14 protein-coding genes are annotated in these 17,158 nt (G+C 53.8%); 6 read left to right on the forward strand and 8 right to left on the reverse strand.

Going from position 1 to position 17,158, the window contains the following annotated elements; genetic code table 11:
• Positions 1–226 precede the first annotated feature (226 nt).
• A complete protein-coding gene (pdxR, locus tag AC0LWM_RS09080; protein WP_474674601.1) occupies positions 227–1,684 on the forward strand; it encodes a MocR-like pyridoxine biosynthesis transcription factor PdxR in 1,458 nt (485 codons plus the stop codon).
• Between the two features lie 677 nt (positions 1,685–2,361).
• Here the strand turns inward: pdxR and AC0LWM_RS09085 are convergent.
• On the reverse strand, positions 2,362–2,823 hold the full coding sequence (locus AC0LWM_RS09085; RefSeq protein ID WP_474674602.1) for a GNAT family N-acetyltransferase: 462 nt from the start codon (positions 2,821–2,823) through the stop codon (positions 2,362–2,364).
• A gap of 237 nt (positions 2,824–3,060) precedes the next feature.
• On the opposite strand from AC0LWM_RS09085, the gene AC0LWM_RS09090 reads away from it, so the two are divergent.
• Both AC0LWM_RS09090 and AC0LWM_RS09095 read left to right on the forward strand, forming a co-directional pair.
• Positions 3,061–4,563, forward strand: coding sequence for a helix-turn-helix domain-containing protein (locus tag AC0LWM_RS09090; protein ID WP_474674603.1), 1,503 nt, complete (start codon positions 3,061–3,063; stop codon positions 4,561–4,563).
• 21 nt (positions 4,564–4,584) lie between these two features.
• Positions 4,585–5,562, forward strand: a complete 978-nt coding sequence (locus AC0LWM_RS09095) for a VOC family protein (protein ID WP_474674604.1) — start codon at positions 4,585–4,587, stop codon at positions 5,560–5,562.
• 18 nt (positions 5,563–5,580) lie between these two features.
• Here AC0LWM_RS09095 and cysK read toward each other — a convergent pair whose 3' ends face one another.
• From cysK to AC0LWM_RS09120, 5 genes are all read right to left on the reverse strand, one after another.
• The gene (gene cysK / locus AC0LWM_RS09100) at positions 5,581–6,504 is read right to left on the reverse strand and encodes a cysteine synthase A (protein ID WP_474674605.1); all 924 of its coding nucleotides are present in this window, start codon (positions 6,502–6,504) and stop codon (positions 5,581–5,583) included.
• A 27-nt stretch (positions 6,505–6,531) separates the two neighbouring features.
• Complete coding sequence (locus AC0LWM_RS09105; RefSeq protein ID WP_474674606.1) at positions 6,532–7,866, reverse strand: MFS transporter; 1,335 nt, start codon at positions 7,864–7,866, stop codon at positions 6,532–6,534.
• A gap of 95 nt (positions 7,867–7,961) precedes the next feature.
• Entirely contained in the window at positions 7,962–8,504 is a 543-nt protein-coding gene (locus tag AC0LWM_RS09110) for a hypothetical protein (protein WP_474674607.1), read from the reverse strand.
• A gap of 127 nt (positions 8,505–8,631) precedes the next feature.
• Complete coding sequence (locus tag AC0LWM_RS09115; protein WP_474674608.1) at positions 8,632–9,051, reverse strand: DUF350 domain-containing protein; 420 nt, start codon at positions 9,049–9,051, stop codon at positions 8,632–8,634.
• A 91-nt stretch (positions 9,052–9,142) separates the two neighbouring features.
• The gene (locus AC0LWM_RS09120; RefSeq protein WP_474674609.1) at positions 9,143–11,509 is read right to left on the reverse strand and encodes an endonuclease MutS2; all 2,367 of its coding nucleotides are present in this window, start codon (positions 11,507–11,509) and stop codon (positions 9,143–9,145) included.
• Positions 11,510–11,762: 253 nt separating this feature from the next.
• Between AC0LWM_RS09120 and AC0LWM_RS09125 the strand changes: the two genes are divergently transcribed.
• From AC0LWM_RS09125 to AC0LWM_RS09135, 3 genes are all read left to right on the forward strand, one after another.
• Complete coding sequence (locus tag AC0LWM_RS09125) at positions 11,763–12,122, forward strand: phage holin family protein (RefSeq protein WP_474674610.1); 360 nt, start codon at positions 11,763–11,765, stop codon at positions 12,120–12,122.
• A 208-nt stretch (positions 12,123–12,330) separates the two neighbouring features.
• Positions 12,331–12,696, forward strand: a complete 366-nt coding sequence (locus AC0LWM_RS09130) for a cupredoxin domain-containing protein (protein ID WP_474674611.1) — start codon at positions 12,331–12,333, stop codon at positions 12,694–12,696.
• Positions 12,697–12,872: 176 nt separating this feature from the next.
• Entirely contained in the window at positions 12,873–13,556 is a 684-nt protein-coding gene (locus AC0LWM_RS09135) for an SDR family NAD(P)-dependent oxidoreductase (RefSeq protein WP_474674612.1), read from the forward strand.
• A gap of 14 nt (positions 13,557–13,570) precedes the next feature.
• Here AC0LWM_RS09135 and AC0LWM_RS09140 read toward each other — a convergent pair whose 3' ends face one another.
• A complete protein-coding gene (locus tag AC0LWM_RS09140) occupies positions 13,571–14,146 on the reverse strand; it encodes a CvpA family protein (protein ID WP_474674613.1) in 576 nt (191 codons plus the stop codon).
• A 9-nt stretch (positions 14,147–14,155) separates the two neighbouring features.
• Positions 14,156–17,086 (reverse strand): cell division protein ZapA, encoded by a 2,931-nt coding sequence (gene zapA, locus AC0LWM_RS09145; RefSeq protein WP_474674614.1) that lies wholly within the window; start codon positions 17,084–17,086, stop codon positions 14,156–14,158.
• Positions 17,087–17,158: the final 72 nt, after the last annotated feature.

Below are 17,158 nucleotides of genomic sequence, written 5' to 3' on the forward strand. Positions count from 1 at the left end.
TTTCAATGCTCCTTTCTTCTTCATATTAACTACGCTTTTTCCAGTTATTTAGCGGCTTCTAGCGGTTCGGCCGGTAAAGGAGAAGTTACTTTTATTGAACTTTGAGTTTTTGAGCTTTGAGTTTTGAGTTATCGAGCTTTTGAGTTATCGAGCTCTCGAGCTATCGTACAATTAAGCTATCGAGCTACTTCTACTAGTTCCATTTTTCGTGAGAGGGGAATCGACCATGTTTGAACTTACGCCGAAGCTGGACGAGTCTTCCGGCGAACCGGTTTACTTACAGCTGTACCGGTTTATCCGGGAAGAGATTCGCGCCGGGCGCATCCCCGCACACGTGCGCTTGCCGTCCATCCGCAAGCTGTCCGCCCACCTCGGCGTAAGCCGGACACCTGTCGCGCTCGCTTATGATCAGCTGATCGCCGAGGGCTACGTGCGGAGCTCGCCGCGAAGCGGATTATTCGCCGCCGAACTTGAGACGCCAGCCGTCTCCAAGAGCATGTCGGCTGCCCAAGACGAAAGTCCAACCGCCGAAGTGCCGCAATCTCCGCCGCGCGCGTATCACGCCTCGCCGCAGGACTCGGGTGCGATTCGCTACGACTTCGGGTACGGCAGCATCGACTTAGCCAGCTTCCCTCTCGCCAAATGGCGCAGGCTGATGAACCGCTGCTTGCTGCCGGAGAACAGTCGCCTGCTGCTGTACGGCGATTTGCAAGGCGAAGCGGAGCTGCGCTCGGAAATCGCGGCGTATTTGTATCAAATCCGCGGCGTCCGCTGCAAGCCGGAGCAAATTGTCGTTGGTGCAGGCACGTACCATTCGCTCGACCTGCTGTTCCAGCTGCTGAAGGAGGATCTGAGCTGCATCGCAGCCGAAGAATCGGTGAACGACGGGGTCAAGGCACTGCTGGAGCAATACCGCTTCCAGGTTCACCCCGCCCGACTGGATCCGGACGGCATCCGCCTGGAGGACGTTCAACATAGCGGCGCGCAGGCCGTGTACGTCACGCCGTCCCATCAGTTCCCGTTCGGCATGACTTTGTCCGCGGGCAAGCGAATTCGGCTGCTGAACTGGGCCAAGGAACGGCATGCTTACATTATCGAGAACGACTACGACGGCGAGTTCCGCTACGGCGGCCGGCCGATTCCGTCGCTGCAAAGCATGGACGACGACGGCAGCGTCGTCTACGTCGGCACGTTCTCCAGAGCGCTGACGCCATCGTTCCGACTCAGCTACCTTGTGCTGCCGCCGGCGCTGCTGGAACGGTTTCGGCGCCGGTCGCACAGCTACGATCAACTGGCATCGCCCATTTTCCAAAAAACGCTGCAGCTGTTCATGGAATCGGGCGACTTCGAAAGGCATATGCGCAAAATGCGCAGCTTGTACAACAGGAAGCATGATGCACTGCTGCTAGCCGTTCGCAGCTTGTTTCCTGCAGGAGTGGACATCGTCGGCGCCGGGTCTGGCCTGCATATTCTGCTGCGCGTCGGCAACGGAATGTGCGAAGCCGAGCTTGTCCGTTCGGCCCGGCACGCGGGTGTCGGCGTTTATCCGACTTCAACCTATGCCCTCGTTCCCGGACATGCCGAACGTTCCACAGTACTGCTCGGGTTCGGCGGGTTGTCCGACGCGGACATTTCACTCGGTGTCGAGCGGTTGGCTGCGGCGTGGAACGTTGCATCGAATTGATGGGAACTGGCTGCGTCGTGGAATGTTGGCTCGAGTTGATAAACGGTGGCTGCGGCTTGGAACGTTGCATCGAGTTGATGAACGGATGGCTGCGGCTTGGAACGTGGATCGAGTTGATGAACGGATTGCGGCGTGGAACGTGGATCGAGCAGACTAGCGTAAATTGGGCTGGAGGCAGATGGGGATTCACATGGGCTATTTCGCAGTTCCATCGGAGTTCCATCGGAGTTCCATCGGAGTTCCATCGGAGTTCCATCGGGGCTTTACCGAAGCTTCATCGGGGCCACATAAGGGTCAGAGCTAATCGGTGCTTCTTCGCGGCTCCTTCGGAGCTTCACCGAAGCTTCGCCATGGCTTCATCGGGCCTTCAGAAAGCTTCGGTCCTGTAGGTGACATTCATTCAGAAATTATTGGCTGAAATTCAGCACAAGATTTCTGAATATTTTATATCTGCTCACGTTCAACCATCAATTCAGAAATTATTTTCCGAAAAACAGAAATTTTTGGCTAATAACAGAAATTAATTTCTGAGTTGCGCTCATTTCCCCTCTTTTGCCCAAAAATTAAGAAAATAAGTTCTTCTTTTCAGAAATTTTTTTCTGAATCTCAGCACAGCACAACACAACACATTCGCTTTATGAAATAGAGAAAACCCGTTCCTTCCGGAACGGGTTCCTTTACAACACCGATTTAACCAACGTCGTATGCAGCTCACCAGGCAGCTCGATATCGCGGTCTGCCCAGACCATGCCGGGGGCTTCGCTCGGCGGCTCGGCAAAGCCGCTTTTTTCGTAAAAGCCTTTTTTGCCCTTGGCGCTGAACAGCTGGGCATCCTTAATGCCGCTTGATTTGCATTGCGTCAGCAGCAGCTTCAGCAGCGTATTGCCGATGCCGCGCTGCTGGTATTCCGGCGCGATCATCATATCGACGATCGGCGCATGGAACACGCCATCGGTTACAATCCGGCCGAAGCCAACCAGGTGATCGCCGTCATAAGCGGATACCGCGTACCAGCTTCCCCCTGCCGCTGCATGCAGCTCCATTTGCGTTAATTGCAGTTTTTCGTTCCAGCCCGTTGTATGAATTAATTCGGCAAGCCGATCTTGCGGCGGCAGCGCCGTATCAAAAGCGATTTTCATCATGGATCTCCCGCTTTCCCAATACGTTATTGATAATATAATTATACATCTTAGTGTATATTTATTCAATAGACCTTACAAATATTCATCCGATTATTTTTAACGGCGCCTAATTTCGGATAAAAATTGACACTGTCCTCCAAATCGCAACTTGGTATAATGAACTCAGACGTGGTTAAGTTTTCCATCCTCTGAAGATGAGGTGATTCAATCAACGACATCCGAACGGTACAATCGATGCTCGATTATATCGAAGAACGGCTGCATGAAACCATCACGCTGGACGAAATCGCAGCTTGTGCCTGCGTCTCCCAGCCTCAGCTGTACAGGCTGTTCCAGGCCAATACCGGACACCCGGTCAAAGAGTACATACGAAAACGAAAAATAAGCGAAGCCGCGCGATTGATCACGGAAACCGGCCATTCATTAACTCATATTGCGCAGGCCGGCGGATTCGACTCCTTTCAATCCTTTGCCAAGCTGTTCAAAAAATGCACCGGCTTCACCCCGTCGCAATATCGGGCCGCTGTCGGCATCTATTACAGCTTCGAGCCGATCCGTCTGACTTCGGAAGACGAGCAAGCCACCGTCAAAATCATAACCTTGCCGACGATGCGTGTGCTTGCCTGCCGCTATCTCGCAGCGGAACCGGAACAGCTCGAGCCGGGAGCTTTCCAATCGGCTTACCGTGAAATTATGAGGCTTGGATGGAACGGCACGCAAACCCGGTTTTTCGGGTACAATTGCGATCCGCCGTTTACCGAAGATCAACCCGATCTTCGACACGCCTATCGAATGATGCTAGCACCGCCGCAAGGTGAGGCAACGATCGGGAAATCGGCGGGACATGGGGGTGGTGGCGAGTCGAACGATTCGATAGCCGATAGCACGTGGGAGTGGGATACTTTTCCCGGCGGGCTGTATGCGGTGACGAGCACCGCGTTCGGCAATCCTGAAGCGATCGTCCGTACTTGGAACCGGCTGCTCTCCGATTGGCTTCCGTCCAGCAAGTTTTCGCTTGCGGAAGGTCCTTTCCTTGAGGAGTTCATATCCTACCGGGGCAAGGCTGCACGTTTGCATCTTTATATGCCGGTTCGCCGCAGGCTTGCACAACCTTTTATTCGCATTGTCCATGTCGGCATCCGACGGGTAGCATTCGCCCGAGCATATGGAAACGACGCGCAACAACGGGCCGAAGCATCGCTAACGGAATGGATATGCCGGGCCGATTGGCTGCCAAGCCAGCGGGAATGCCGTTATTATATGGCTTATGCATGGCCCGTACCTGAATCGCCCTTCCATCGCTGGTGGGAAGCCGGGATCCAGTTGGCAGTAGATATCGACGGATTTGCTGCCGAAATGGCAAAAGATTTTGGCGGATGTGTTAGCAGAGATTTGATAGAGGGTGGGGAAGCACACATTACTGAAGGCAACGCTGAAGGTAATGCCGGAGCGATTTCCAGAGCTATTTCCGAAGCCATTCCACCCCAATTATGTGCAAAATCGCTAGGCGGCGGAGAATACGCTTGCCTCACGACGGAAGTGTATGGAACGATGAGCGGAGTTGTGGAGCAGATTTCCGCTTGGTTGGAACGCCAGCCGGTCTATGAGCGGGACGATACCCGGCAATGGTTTGCGGAGTATGTCGTACGAGGCGACCAAGCCATCGAGCGATTGCAAGTAACCTGTTACGTACCGGTAAGGCGCCGCGAGCGCCCGATTCAGCCGATTACATTTTGAAATGGAAAAGAGGAATAAACGATGAGCGAAAACGCCAAGAAGCTTCCCGTCGAACAACCGGAAAATTACCAGCCTCAGCTAGTCCCGCCTTCCCTTCGGATCATCCACGGCCGATTGCACAAGTCGGCTGTTGAAGCCGGAGAATCCAGCACCTCCCAGCATAGACGAGCTATCCCCGCTTTAGCATATGACGGAGGAAATATCCACGTCCCTATGGCGGTTCACGACGAAGTTGTCAACTTCTGTACGACCCACATGGGATGGAAGCTGCAGCATCAATTCGACAACCGGCCTTCCCACCCGCTGAACCCGATTATTCGAGAACGGAAAACGCTGCTGGGCTTCGGCTCCTGCATCCAATCTCTCGAGCTTCGCGGAGATGCCGATCCTTTGCTGACCGCTCTTACTGCCGAAACGCGCGTCCGCTGGTGCTGGCGCACAAGAGACATTGACGAAACGCACGCTTATTTGCGGGAGCAAGGCGTTCGTGTCGGACCATTTTACACCGGTCCCGGGGGCAGCACCTGCTTTGACTTTTGGGCAACTAGCGAACAAATTATGCTGACGGCACAAAGCGATCCTCAAATACCCGAGGGCGAGCCGCGATTTGTCCCGTCCTGGAATCGAATCGGCGTCTCCGACTTGAGCCTCGCCAGAGCTTGGTACGAACAATATGTCGGCATGCGATTGCTGGACGATCGGACAAAAGAAGGATATTTGCTCATGGGACTCGATTTGGAGCATCATCCCGATGAATATTCGATGTGGGTATTGGAGGTCTCGCGAGAACAAAAAAGCGCCGCCCCTAGCCGGTTGGACGGCGCCGCAAGACCAAATTGCGTCATGCATGACAAGCAGCAGTTCGCCGAATATCATGCTTTCCTAAGAAAAGAAGGGGTTATCGTTTCCGATATATTAGGGTACCCGCCGGTCGACGGGTTTTCATGGTTCCATTTCTACGATCGCGACGGAAACCGTTTCGATGTGTACCGATACTAAACTGTACAAAACACCGACTCAGAACACGTCCATGCTCAAATAACGCTCGCCCGTATCAGGAGCGATGCACAACACCCGCTTGCCGCTTCCGAGACGGCGCGCAACTTGAAGCGCGGTCCACACCGACGCCCCGGACGACGGACCGACCAAAATTCCTTCCTTGCGCGCCAAATCTCTCATTGTCGAGAGCGCATCCTCGTCGGATACCTGCACGATCTCATCGTATATGGAAGTATTCAAAATCGCAGGAACGAATCCGGGGCTCGTACCGACGAGCTTGTGCGGTCCCGGGGAGCCCCCTGACAGGACGGGCGAGCCTTGCGGCTCGACAACATAAATCCGGATGCCGGGCAGCGTTTCTTTGAGCACTTCGCCCGTTCCCGTAATCGTGCCGCCGGTTCCCGAAGTTGCAACGAACGCATCGAGCCGTCGATCCATCTGCTCGAGTATTTCCCGCGCCGTCGTGATGCGATGAATATCCGGGTTCGCCGGATTTTCGAATTGCTGCGGAATGAAGCTGCCCGGAATATCCGCCGCAAGCTCCAGCGCCTTGCGAATGGCGCCCGGCATCCGTTCCGCCGCAGGCGTCAACACGACTTCGGCTCCGTACGCCTTGAGCAGATTGATCCGCTCCTTCGTCATATTGTCGGGCATGATGAGAATCGCCCGATATCCTTTGGCCGCGGCATTCATCGCAAGCCCGATACCGGTATTGCCGCTTGTCGGCTCGATGATCGTTGCCCCCGGCTTAAGCAAGCCCTGCCGCTCCGCGGTCGCAATCAGATTAAACGCCGCACGGTCCTTCACGCTGCCGCTTGGGTTGAACATCTCCAGTTTCACGTACACTTCGGCATCTTCGCCGCCGACAAGCCGATTGAGACGCACGGCCGGCGTATCGCCGATCAGCTCCGTCACATTCGCGGCAACCAGTCTTTTCCCCATATCCATTCCACCTTTATTTCAATACCTTTATTTCACCTTGGCCGCTTTTCCGTTCAAGTAGCCCCGAATCATGAACCAACCGAAAATCGGCGCGCTTCCGATACATAGCATAAGCACGTTGACGACAAGCGGCGCCTTGCTTTGCGCGATGACGATAATAAAAGCCAATGTACCCGCCACCCGGCCGATCGTTAAGCCGAGTTCCCGCAATACGACATATTCGACCCGTTCTTTGGCGCTTTGTTCGTTTTGCCCGATTAAATCGAAGACGGAAGAAGTCATCGGGATCGTAAACAAAGGAATGAACAGCGACGTGCCGATGCCGAAGATAAGCAGCGTCGTATAATCGACCCGCCAAAAAAATGGCAGAATGACAACCGTCATCGCAACGGTTCCGACCAGCATCGCGAATTTTCGGTAACGCAGCTTGAGCAGCTTGCCGATCGCCCAATAACTGAGCAACGCAACCGCTGACGTAATTAATGAAAAATTGCCGAGCTTCATCTCGTTTTTCGTGGCGATGTATACCATCAGGCCGATCATAAAGCCGAAAACGCCCTCGCGCACTCCTTGCATGGCCAATGCGGGTACGACTAAACGCCACGGGTTGCCGGGTTCCTTTAGCTGAGCGATCGCATGGAGCCACATATATTCTCCGCGAACCTTCCGTTTTTTCAGAAAAAAACTGGCGACAACGCCAATGACGAATATAACAAGCGATACGGTAAAAATAACCCGGTAACCCGTTCCGTCACCAAGCCGCGTAATAAGCCAGCCCGATACCCAGGGTGCCAATATGCCGGAAAAGGAACCGAGCAATCCGGCCCAGCCGTTGAACTTGTCGCGGTTTTCCGGTCCCGTCACTTCAAAATAAACGACGTTAAATGCGAGCCAAAAAAAGCCGGACGCCATCCCTTGCACGATGCCGAGAGGCAGCACGTAATAAACCGCAAGCTTGCCCAGCGACAAAACGAGCAAATAAAATAAAGCCGATACGGCCACGCCAAGCCGCAGGCTGTTCATCTTGTTATGCTCCTTGACCCATTTGCCCGCAAGCCAAAAGGTGAAGCCCATCGTCAGCTGCTGCACCAGCGCAAACCAGCCGATCATGACAAAATCGTTTTTCGCTTTCCACAAATAGACGTTTACGTATGTGCCCGAGAGCGCATTCGCGATGGCAAACAAACTGTTAACCGCAAGGAGCAGGGCGGCCTGTCCGTTCAATCGGGAACCGGCGTCCCGGGTTGTTTCGCGATCCGAATCGGGGGTTCCGGCCTTACTGCCGGCGTCTGTGCCGGTAAGGCCCTTACGCGAAGCATCGTCCTTCAATCGATCCGATAACCGGCGCTTCACTCGTTCCATTACGATCACCTACCGTCAAGTTATGCACCTACCTGCCAACTTTTATAAGGTGCCCTACAAATGACGGGATGAAACGCCAATCAAACGATTATCCTTTATTTTCCGCTGCCGTGCCTTTGAATGGTTCGAACCCGATCTTCATCCGACAAGCTATATTCCACGCGGAAACAGCCGGGGCATACGTATACGTTCACGGCAAAAGGCGCTTCCAGAAACGAGGCTTTGCCCGCCGGTACGTTCGGCACAAACGTCGAAGCATCCAGCTTGTTCTGTCCGGTCAGCACCATGTCCTCGCGGCAGCTAATGCATTCGTGAATCTCTTCCTGCACGTCGAGGTAACTTTCCACCGCTTCCTCGTAGTTGCGCAGCTCCTCGTCCTCCGCGGCAAAATCGTCGTCAAGCTCATCCGCCGGAAAAGCATCGTCGTTATCCTCGGCATCATCCCAATCCTCGTCATCCGGTTCGTAGCCGGCTGTTCGTTTCGAATCGCCGCCGGCATCGTTCCGCCCGGTATCGACCTTGAATTGAATCGAACGATATCCGTCCAGCTCGTTGAAGCAATGCGGACATGTTTCCTCAGGACCGATCTCTTCATCCCAAGTAATCGGCGTTTCGCACCATGGACAAATTTGACTCATAACCCCATTCCTCCGTTAAGCAAATAATAAACGCCCACCGCAAAAAAAATAACGGCAAGTGCAAACAGCGTTCCCCACAAATATTTCATTTCCATTTGCCTCCGAATGTTCATGCTTCGCCGTTCCGTTATTCAATGCCGGAACCGATGACATAAGACAACGAAACAGAAATAACCATCGCGATGAAACCAACCGCGCGGTTATCTTTCCGAATCTCTTCATCGATTTTGAATACCGGCGTCAAAAACTCAAACATAAAATAAGCCGCGAGCAGCAGCACGAATCCGAAGGACGCCCACAGAAGCGCTTCGTAAATCGTATCGTTGGACTGCTGGCAGAACCGAAAGATGTTGCATATTCCGAAAATTTTACCGCCGGTCGCCATCGCAACGGACAAATTGCCGTTTTTGATTTCATCCCAGCATTTATATTTGGTCACAAATTCAAATAGCGCCAAAAAAATGATGAGCGCCAAGCAAGCGACAGAAAAAAAAGCCAGCATCTCAATATACGGATTCGCCAGCAATTGATCGATTTCACGATTCAAGGTGACACACCGCCTTTGACGGAATTATAGCATAATTCTAATCATTACGCGCGGGTGTGCCGAAAGTTTCAGGAAAAGAAAAGATCGCCGCCTATTTCAAGGCAGCGACCGTTACGCCGGCTCCTCCTTCTCCGTATTCGCCGAGCCGGTGTCCTTTCACATGTTTATGCTTGCGCAAAAATTCCTGGATCCCCGTTCGCAGCACGCCGGTGCCTTTGCCGTGGATGATATACACCTGGCCGAGATTCGACATGATCGCTTCATCGAGGAACCGATCGACCTCGACGAGCGCTTCCTCCAGATTCGCGCCGCGCAAATCGAGCTCGGTACGGACATTTTCGTCGCGGGATCGCTTGACGCTGGCCGCATGCTGCTTCTGTCCGGCAGGCTGAGAGGAAGCTTGCTTCACAAGCTCCAGGTCGTCAAGCCGCACCTTCATCTTCATGATGCCCAGCTGCACGAGCGCTTCCGTCGTGCCGACAAGCTCGACGACATGGCCTTTCTGGTTCAGGCTGTAGACGACGACCTCATCGCCTGCGCCGATTTTTTGCGGCTTCGCTTTCGTGCGTGTTGCCGCCTGCTTCTTGGCAAGCTCAGGCACCGCATCGTCAAGACGCTTCCGCGCTTCGATCAGCCTGTGCTCCTTCACCGAGCCGCGCTCTTCCATCGCCATGCGGCGCAGCTCTGCAATGATTTCGTCCGCTTCCTTGCGCGCCTTGGCTACGGCGGTGCGTGCGTCCTGCTCCGCTTTCTCCATCAGCTTCTCGCGCTGCCCCTCGAACCGCTCCCGCTCCGCTTCCAGTTGGCTGCGCAGCTGCTCTACCTCGCGGCGCAGCTGTTCGGCCGTATGGCGATCCGCTTCCGCGGATAACCGGTCTTCCTCGAGCGAGGCGATCATCGATTCGACGCGCTGGTCGTCGTCTTTCACATGGCCGCGAGCATCATCGATAATCCCCTTCGATAAGCCGAGCCTTTCCGCGATGGCAAACGCATTGCTTCGGCCGGGAACGCCGACGAGCAGCCGGTAAGTCGGGCTTAGCGTATTGATATCGAATTCCATGCTCGCATTGATCATGCCTTTGCGGTCATACGCATAAGCTTTCAACTCGCTGTAGTGCGTCGTCGCCACAATCCGGCATCCAAGCCGGTGCATATGCTCCAGCAGTGCGATCGCAAGCGCCGACCCTTCCGCCGGGTCGGTTCCCGCTCCAAGCTCGTCGAGCATGACCATGCTTTTCGGCGTCATATCCCGCAAGATGCCGATTATGTTCGTCATATGGCTGGAGAACGTACTCAAGTTTTGTTCAATGCTTTGCTCGTCGCCGATATCGGCATAGATTGCGTCGAACACGCACATTTGGCTGCCGTCTTCGGCAGGAATGAACAAACCCGACATCGCCATCAAATTCAATAAGCCGATCGTTTTCAGCGTTACCGTTTTGCCGCCCGTATTCGGACCGGTCACGAGTATCGCCGTATATTGATTGCCAAGCTCCACATCAATCGGAACGACTTTATCGGCCGGAATGAGCGGATGCCTTCCTTTGCGCAGCTTTAGAAAGCCGCGGTCGTTCATGAGCGGCAGCGATGCTTTCATTTCATGAGCAAGACGCGCCTTGGCGAATATAAAATCAAGCTCGGCCAACGCATCGACATGGACAAGCAGCGGATCGACCTCCACTTCGACGAGTGCAGTCAATCGCCGCAATATTTTTTCGATTTCCTGCTCTTCCTTCATCCGCAGCTCGCGCAGCCGGTTGTTCATCTGAACAATCGATTCCGGCTCGATAAACAACGTCGCTCCGGAACCGGATTGATCGTGTACGATGCCGCCGAAATTCGAACGGTACTCCTGCTTCACGGGAATAACGAACCGGTCGTTGCGGATCGTAATGATCAATTCCTGCAGCATCTTCTGCACCGACGAAGTTCTCAGCATTTGCTCCAGCTTCTCGCGGATGCGCGATTCGCCGTTGCGCAGCTCCTTGCGAATGGTCATGAGCGCCGGACTCGCGGAATCCAACACTTCTCCCTGCTCGTCGATGCAGCTTTTGATCTCGTCCTCCAGCGGTTTATTCTCGGATAATAAACCGCATATTCCATAAATCAACTGAACGGGTTCTTCTTCGTGTACGCTTTCGACAAACCGCTTCAGCCTGCGTCCGCCGAAAATCGAGTTCGCAATGGCGATCAACTCCGCCGGACCCAGCATACCGCCGATTCTGGCCCGATGCAGTCCGGGACGGATATCGGTTACGCCGCCGAACGGCGCGTTTCCTTTCAGCCGATCGATTCGGTACGCTTCGTCCGTTGCTTGCAGCCGGCGTTTGACTTCATCTACGTCGCTGCTCGGCGTTAACATTTCGGAGCGTTCCTTGCCTAAACCAGTTGCCGCATGAAAAGCTAATTTATGTAAAATTTTAGCATATTCCATCGTTTTTAATACTTTTTCGTTCAAAGGTTGACCCCTCCCTCTTCACATATTATATCCAAAGCGGTTTTAAAACGCCATGAACAAACGATTAATACCGATTTTCTCCTATAATGATGCAAATGCCTTGGAGGATTATGCCGTTCATATCGCTTGTCACGTTGGATAAGATATATAGTGCACCGAAAGATGCAACGATCCCCGGATTCAGCTTGTTACTGCTTTTCGCGGTCGCAAACCGGTTTTTGAGCAGCTTCAACATTTGGAGGAGGTTTTACGCATGAGCTTTTTGGGACACGTCGTACGATTTATCGTAGCGGCTTTAGTATTGATGTTTGTCGGTTGGATTGTCCCGCAATTTAGCGTAGGCGGCTTCTGGAGCGCCTTGTTCCTGGCTCTGGTCATCGCCGCCATCGGATGGGTAATTGAGGGCATATTCGGCAAAAGAGTCACTCCTTTCGGCCGAGGCATCGTCGGATTTTTAGTTAGTGCCTTGGTCATCTGGGTTGCTCAATTTATTGTCGGAGGCGTGAGCGTCACGGTTCTTGGCGCCATACTCGCCGCCCTTGTGATCGGGATTATCGATTTGTTCATTCCGGTCAGCACTCCGTTCGATGCGGCAAAGGATCGCCATAAATAACTTGAATTCGGTGCACATTCGGCAAATAGCCCAAATCCTTAACGGATTGGGCTATTTTGCGTTTTTTATTTCGTGCCGCATGGGATACGGCCGGAAATTCAATGATCCTTCATGAACAATTCATAACTTTGTCACTGCATTCGGAGCCGAAAAGCGGTATGATCTATTTGTAATTTATAGCAAAAACTTTTTTCGGAGGGGACTTCAAATGAAAAAATTATGGGTACTTATGGCAGCCGCTTTATTCGTATTCGGACTTGCCGCATGCGGAAGCAAAACGGAAGACACGTCCGCGGAGCAAACCGCATCGAAGGAAGTGGTCATTACAGCGAGCAACTTCAAATTCGACCAACCGGAATATAAAGTGAAGAAAGGCGAAGCCGTCAAGCTTACGTTCAAAAACGACGGCGGCAACCACGGCCTTATTATTAAAGAACTCGGGGTCGAGCTCAACAGCAACAAAAAATCGAAAGTGATCACGCCGGATACGGCAGGAACTTACGAATTCAAATGCAACATCATGTGCGGAAACGGACATAATGACATGGTGGCTAAACTGATCGTGGAAGAATAACATATATAGCATCATAACCCCTGCGAACTTAACGGTTTGCGGGGGTTTTTTATTGCTCCAAAAAACGCATAAGCGAAAACGCAATCCTGCATAAGAAACCGTGATAGCTCAGCCTCTTTCCCACAAAGGCCGGTTCTGTTATGATGTCGTTAAATACTAGTTTGGAGGTAGGAATTATGGGTGTTTTATCGGATCGCGTAGCTGTCGTTACAGGTGCGGGCAGCGGGCTGGGCAGAGCAACCGCTATGGCTTTTGCCGCGGAGGGAGCGGCGGTTGTGCTGGTCGGTCGCCGCAAAGATAAGATTGCCGAAACGGCGAAGCTCATCGACGAAGCCGGAGGGAAATCTGTCGTCGTAAACGGCGACGTTTCGAGGGAAGCCGATGTAGCGAACATCGTCAAGGAGACGGTTGCCTCGCTCGGCCGGATCGATATCCTTGTCAATAACGCTGCGATCGTCGAAATCGGCCAAACGATCGAAACCTCGCTTTCAGAATGGAATGAGCAGCTTGCCGTCAACCTGACCGGACCTTTTCTGCTCACGAAGGCATGCCTGCCGATTATGCGGAAGCAGCATTATGGACGAATTATCAATATTACATCTGGACTCGCCGTGAACGGGGCTGGCGGATATGCCGCCTACGGCGCAAGCAAGGCCGGTCTTGAATCTCTTACCCGGACGGTTGCCGAAGAGGAAAGCAATTATGGCATTCTCGCCAATCTGTACAATCCCGGTACGGTCCGAAGCGAAATGCACGCAACAGGAAAAGACCCGGCCACCTCGGCACCGGATCTTCTTCGTTTGGCATCGCTGCCGAAAAACGGCGCGAGCGGTTCTTTGTTCGAATATAGCGGAAAATAACAATATCTTGCACATCATACGGGCTTGGACCGTTCCGGTTCAGGCTCCTTATCGATCGGGAGAAGATCTTTAAGATTGAGCAATTTCGAGAGCGGCGCTTGCTCCAGCACGTATGGGGCGATTCGAGAATTTTTCACCCAGCCCTGCACATTGGCAGACGGCCATGCATTCAAGACATGAACGGCGATCATGATAAGAATCGCAACCTCGGCCAAAGCGAGCAGCGCCCCGCACCATTTGTTGAGCGTATTCAAGCCTGGCGCCTTGGCGATAAAATTCAGCACGTAACCAACGATCGTCAAGCCGAATTTTACGATAAAAAACAACAACGCGAAAGCTAAGGCATTATAAATATATTTGTCGAGCTGCAACCCCTGAACGATCGCATCATACTGCCGATAAGTTTCGTTTGTCGAAAAAGGAAGCATCGTGCGCAAAACCGGCGCGATGTCGTCGTAAAACGTCACCGCGACCAAATAAGCAATGAGCAAACCCGCAATGGAAATGAGCTGGTTAATAAATCCACGGCTATAACCCAGCATCATTCCCCCGATCAACGCAACGGAAAAGACGATATCTAGCGCGCTCACGGTCGCCTCTTACGCATTGCGCGGCGGATCCTGCTCGACGACGAGCTCGATCCATTCGTTAAATTCGACCTGCAGCTTCGCATATTCTTCTTTTAGCTTGCGATATTCCTCATGTACGGAATCGTCCTTGCGCTTTTCGCCTTCCAGTTCCTCGATCATCGTATGCCGCTCTTTCACGAGCTTCCGCCGCTCGTCTTCCAGCTGCTCATACGCATCACCCAGCTTCCGGTGCGCTTCGGCGATTTTTTCGTATTCCTCAAGCAGCCGTTTATGATCGTTCTCGAGCTTTTTACGTTCTGCGGCTTCGCGAAGATGTTCGTCGTGAAGCTGCAGGTGCTCCTCTTCCAGGTTGCGGTGTTCCGCGGCCAGCTTGTCCCGCTCCGCAGCCAGCGCTTGCTCGGCTCGGGACAATCGTTCGAGTCGCTCCTTCAGCCCTTCAATGGTTTCTTCCAGCATTTGCTGCGATTCCAATATCCGCAAACTATCCTCTTCGCTCTTCCGAAGCTGATCGGTCAGCTTCAGCTCGCGCTCAAGCAGGTCGCTCTGTCCGGATGCCGCTTGATCGTGAGCGTCTTGCAGCTGCCGCAAAGCTTGCTCCAGGCGGTCTTGTTCCTCGATCAGTTCGTTTTGTTCGCTCTCCAGCTTGGCGCAGCGTTCGGTCAACGATTGCTGCGAGGCCGACAACGTGCTTTTCTCTTCAGCCAGACGGTCCCGTTCGGCAAGCAGCTGCTTCTGCTGAAGTTCCAGCTGTTCGGCGGCCTGTCGGGAACGAATAAGCTCTTCGCCAAGTTTGCCGTTTTCTTCTCTCAACTGTTCGTAATCCGCACTCAGCTTCTTGAAGCTTCCTGCTTGCGCCGATTGATCCTGCTGCAGCTTGCGAATGTCGTTCTCAAGCAACGTTTGCAGCTCTTCCAGCTGCCCTCGAGCCTTCGCCTGCTGATCGAGCTCCGTCGCCAGCTTTTCGCATTCGGCCGCCAAGCTGCTTCGCTCCGACATCAGCTTGCCGCGTTCTTCGGCCAGCTTGCGGTTCTCTTCTTCAAGCTTAAGCGATTCTTCGATTTGCCCGTCCAATTCGGCGGACAGCCGGTCGCGTTCCGACACAAGCTTCGCATGCCCCGCTTCCAGTTCCGCGTGCTTGTCGGCAAGCTTGCGGTTTGACTCCTCCAGCTTGATCGTTTCCTCGACCTGCCCGTCCAGCTCGGCCGAAAGCTTCGCGCGGTCCGCAATCCATTTGTCCCGCTCGGCGATGAGCCTGTTGCGTTCCTCCGCAAGTTGGCGGTTGATTTGTTCCAGCTTGTCCACTTCCTCAAGCTGCGCTTCCAGCTCAGCAGACTGCTTCATCCGGTCTGCGACCAAATGATCGCGCTCCGCGATAACCTTGGCGCGGTCGGCAGCCAGCTGGCCGCGTTCCTCCGCCAGTTTGCGGTTCGTTTCCTCCAGCTTGAGCGCTTCTTCGAGCTGCGCCTCCAGATCGGCCGCTTGCGCTTCCAAATCCGCTGCGAGCTTGCTCCGCTCTGCCGTAAGGCTGTCGCGTTCCGCCAGAAGCTTCACTCGCTCCGCTGCCAGCACTTCACGTTCTTCCGTCAGCTTGCGGTTCGTTTCCTCCAGCTTAAGCGCTTCTTCGAGCTGCGCTTCCAGATCGGCCGCTTGCGCTTCCAAATCCGCCGCGAGCTTGCTCCGCTCTGCCGTGAGGCTGTCGCGTTCCGCCAGAAGCTTCGTACGCTCCGCTGTCAATGCTTCGCGTTCTTCCGTCAGCTTGCGGTTCGTTTCCTCCAGCTTAAGCGCTTCTTCGAGCTGAGCCTCCTGATCGGCCGCTTGCGCCTCCAAATCCGCCGCGAGCTTGCTCCGCTCTGCCGTGAGGCTGTCGCGTTCCGCAAGAAGCTTCACACGGTCCGCTGCCAGGACTTCGCGTTCTTCCGTCAGCTTGCGGTTCGTTTCCTCCAGCTTGAGCGCTTCTTCGAGCTGTGCTTCCAGATCGGCTGCAAGCTTCGTTTTGTCCGCCGAAAGGATGTTGCGCTCATTGGCCAGCTTCTCATGATCCTGCATTAATCGGTCATGTTCGTCGATGAGCTTGCCCCGCTCGTTATTGAGCTCCTCGAATTGGATGATATGCTGTTCGCGTTCGTCCATGAGCAGCTGGTTTTCTTCTTTAAGCTTCTGGCTATCGGCCGTTTCTTTATTGTACAAGCCTTCGAGATTGGCATGGTTTGCTTTCAGCTTATTGAATTCTTGAACGAGTCCTTCATGTCTGGCGGCTAACTTGCCGCGCTCGTCGGTCAGCTTCCGGTGCTCCTCCTCCAGACGCCGCCGTTCCGCCGTATGTTTGTCGACTTCTGCAGCGAGCTTGCTGCGCTCGGACATCAATCTGCCGCGCTCTTCAGTCAGCTTACGGTTGTCTTCCTCCAGCTTCTGACGATCGGTCGCTGCTTTGTCCCGCTCGGCTAACAGCTTGCCGCGCTCTTCGGTCAGCTTGCGGTTGTCGTCCGCCAGCTCGAGCCGGTCGGCCTCGCCTTTATCCCGCTCCGCGATTAGCCGGCTGCGTTCGTCCTCCAGCTTAAGCTGATCTTCCCGCAGCTTGTCCAGCTGTGCGGTGAGCTCGGCATCGCGGGTTTTTAAAGCGGCCGCTTGCTCCAGCTCCTGCTTGTAAGCATCGGACAGCTTGGCATGTTCGGCTTCCAGCTGCTTTAATCTTTCGATGATTTGCTTCTCGCGCTGCTCGAATTCATTCCTCGCCTTATAATTCTCATCCGCCATATGCACAGCGGCGAGTACGGCGATCCGAGGCATGTCCAGTCTCGGAAAACCTTGGGCCAGCTTTTTCATATGATCATCGACGTGGGATGCGATCGTCCTCATATAAGTGCCGCTGGCATCGCCCATCAGCTTGTATGTATTTCCGTATATTTCAACCGTTACGCGTACTTTATTTTCTGCGTTCACAGCGGTACCCTCCTAAAAGTTTCCGATAGGAAACTATCTTCGTAAGCATAGGCTAAGCTTCCTTTAGGAAGC

This window comes from Paenibacillus sp. sgz302148 (assembly GCF_056120465.1).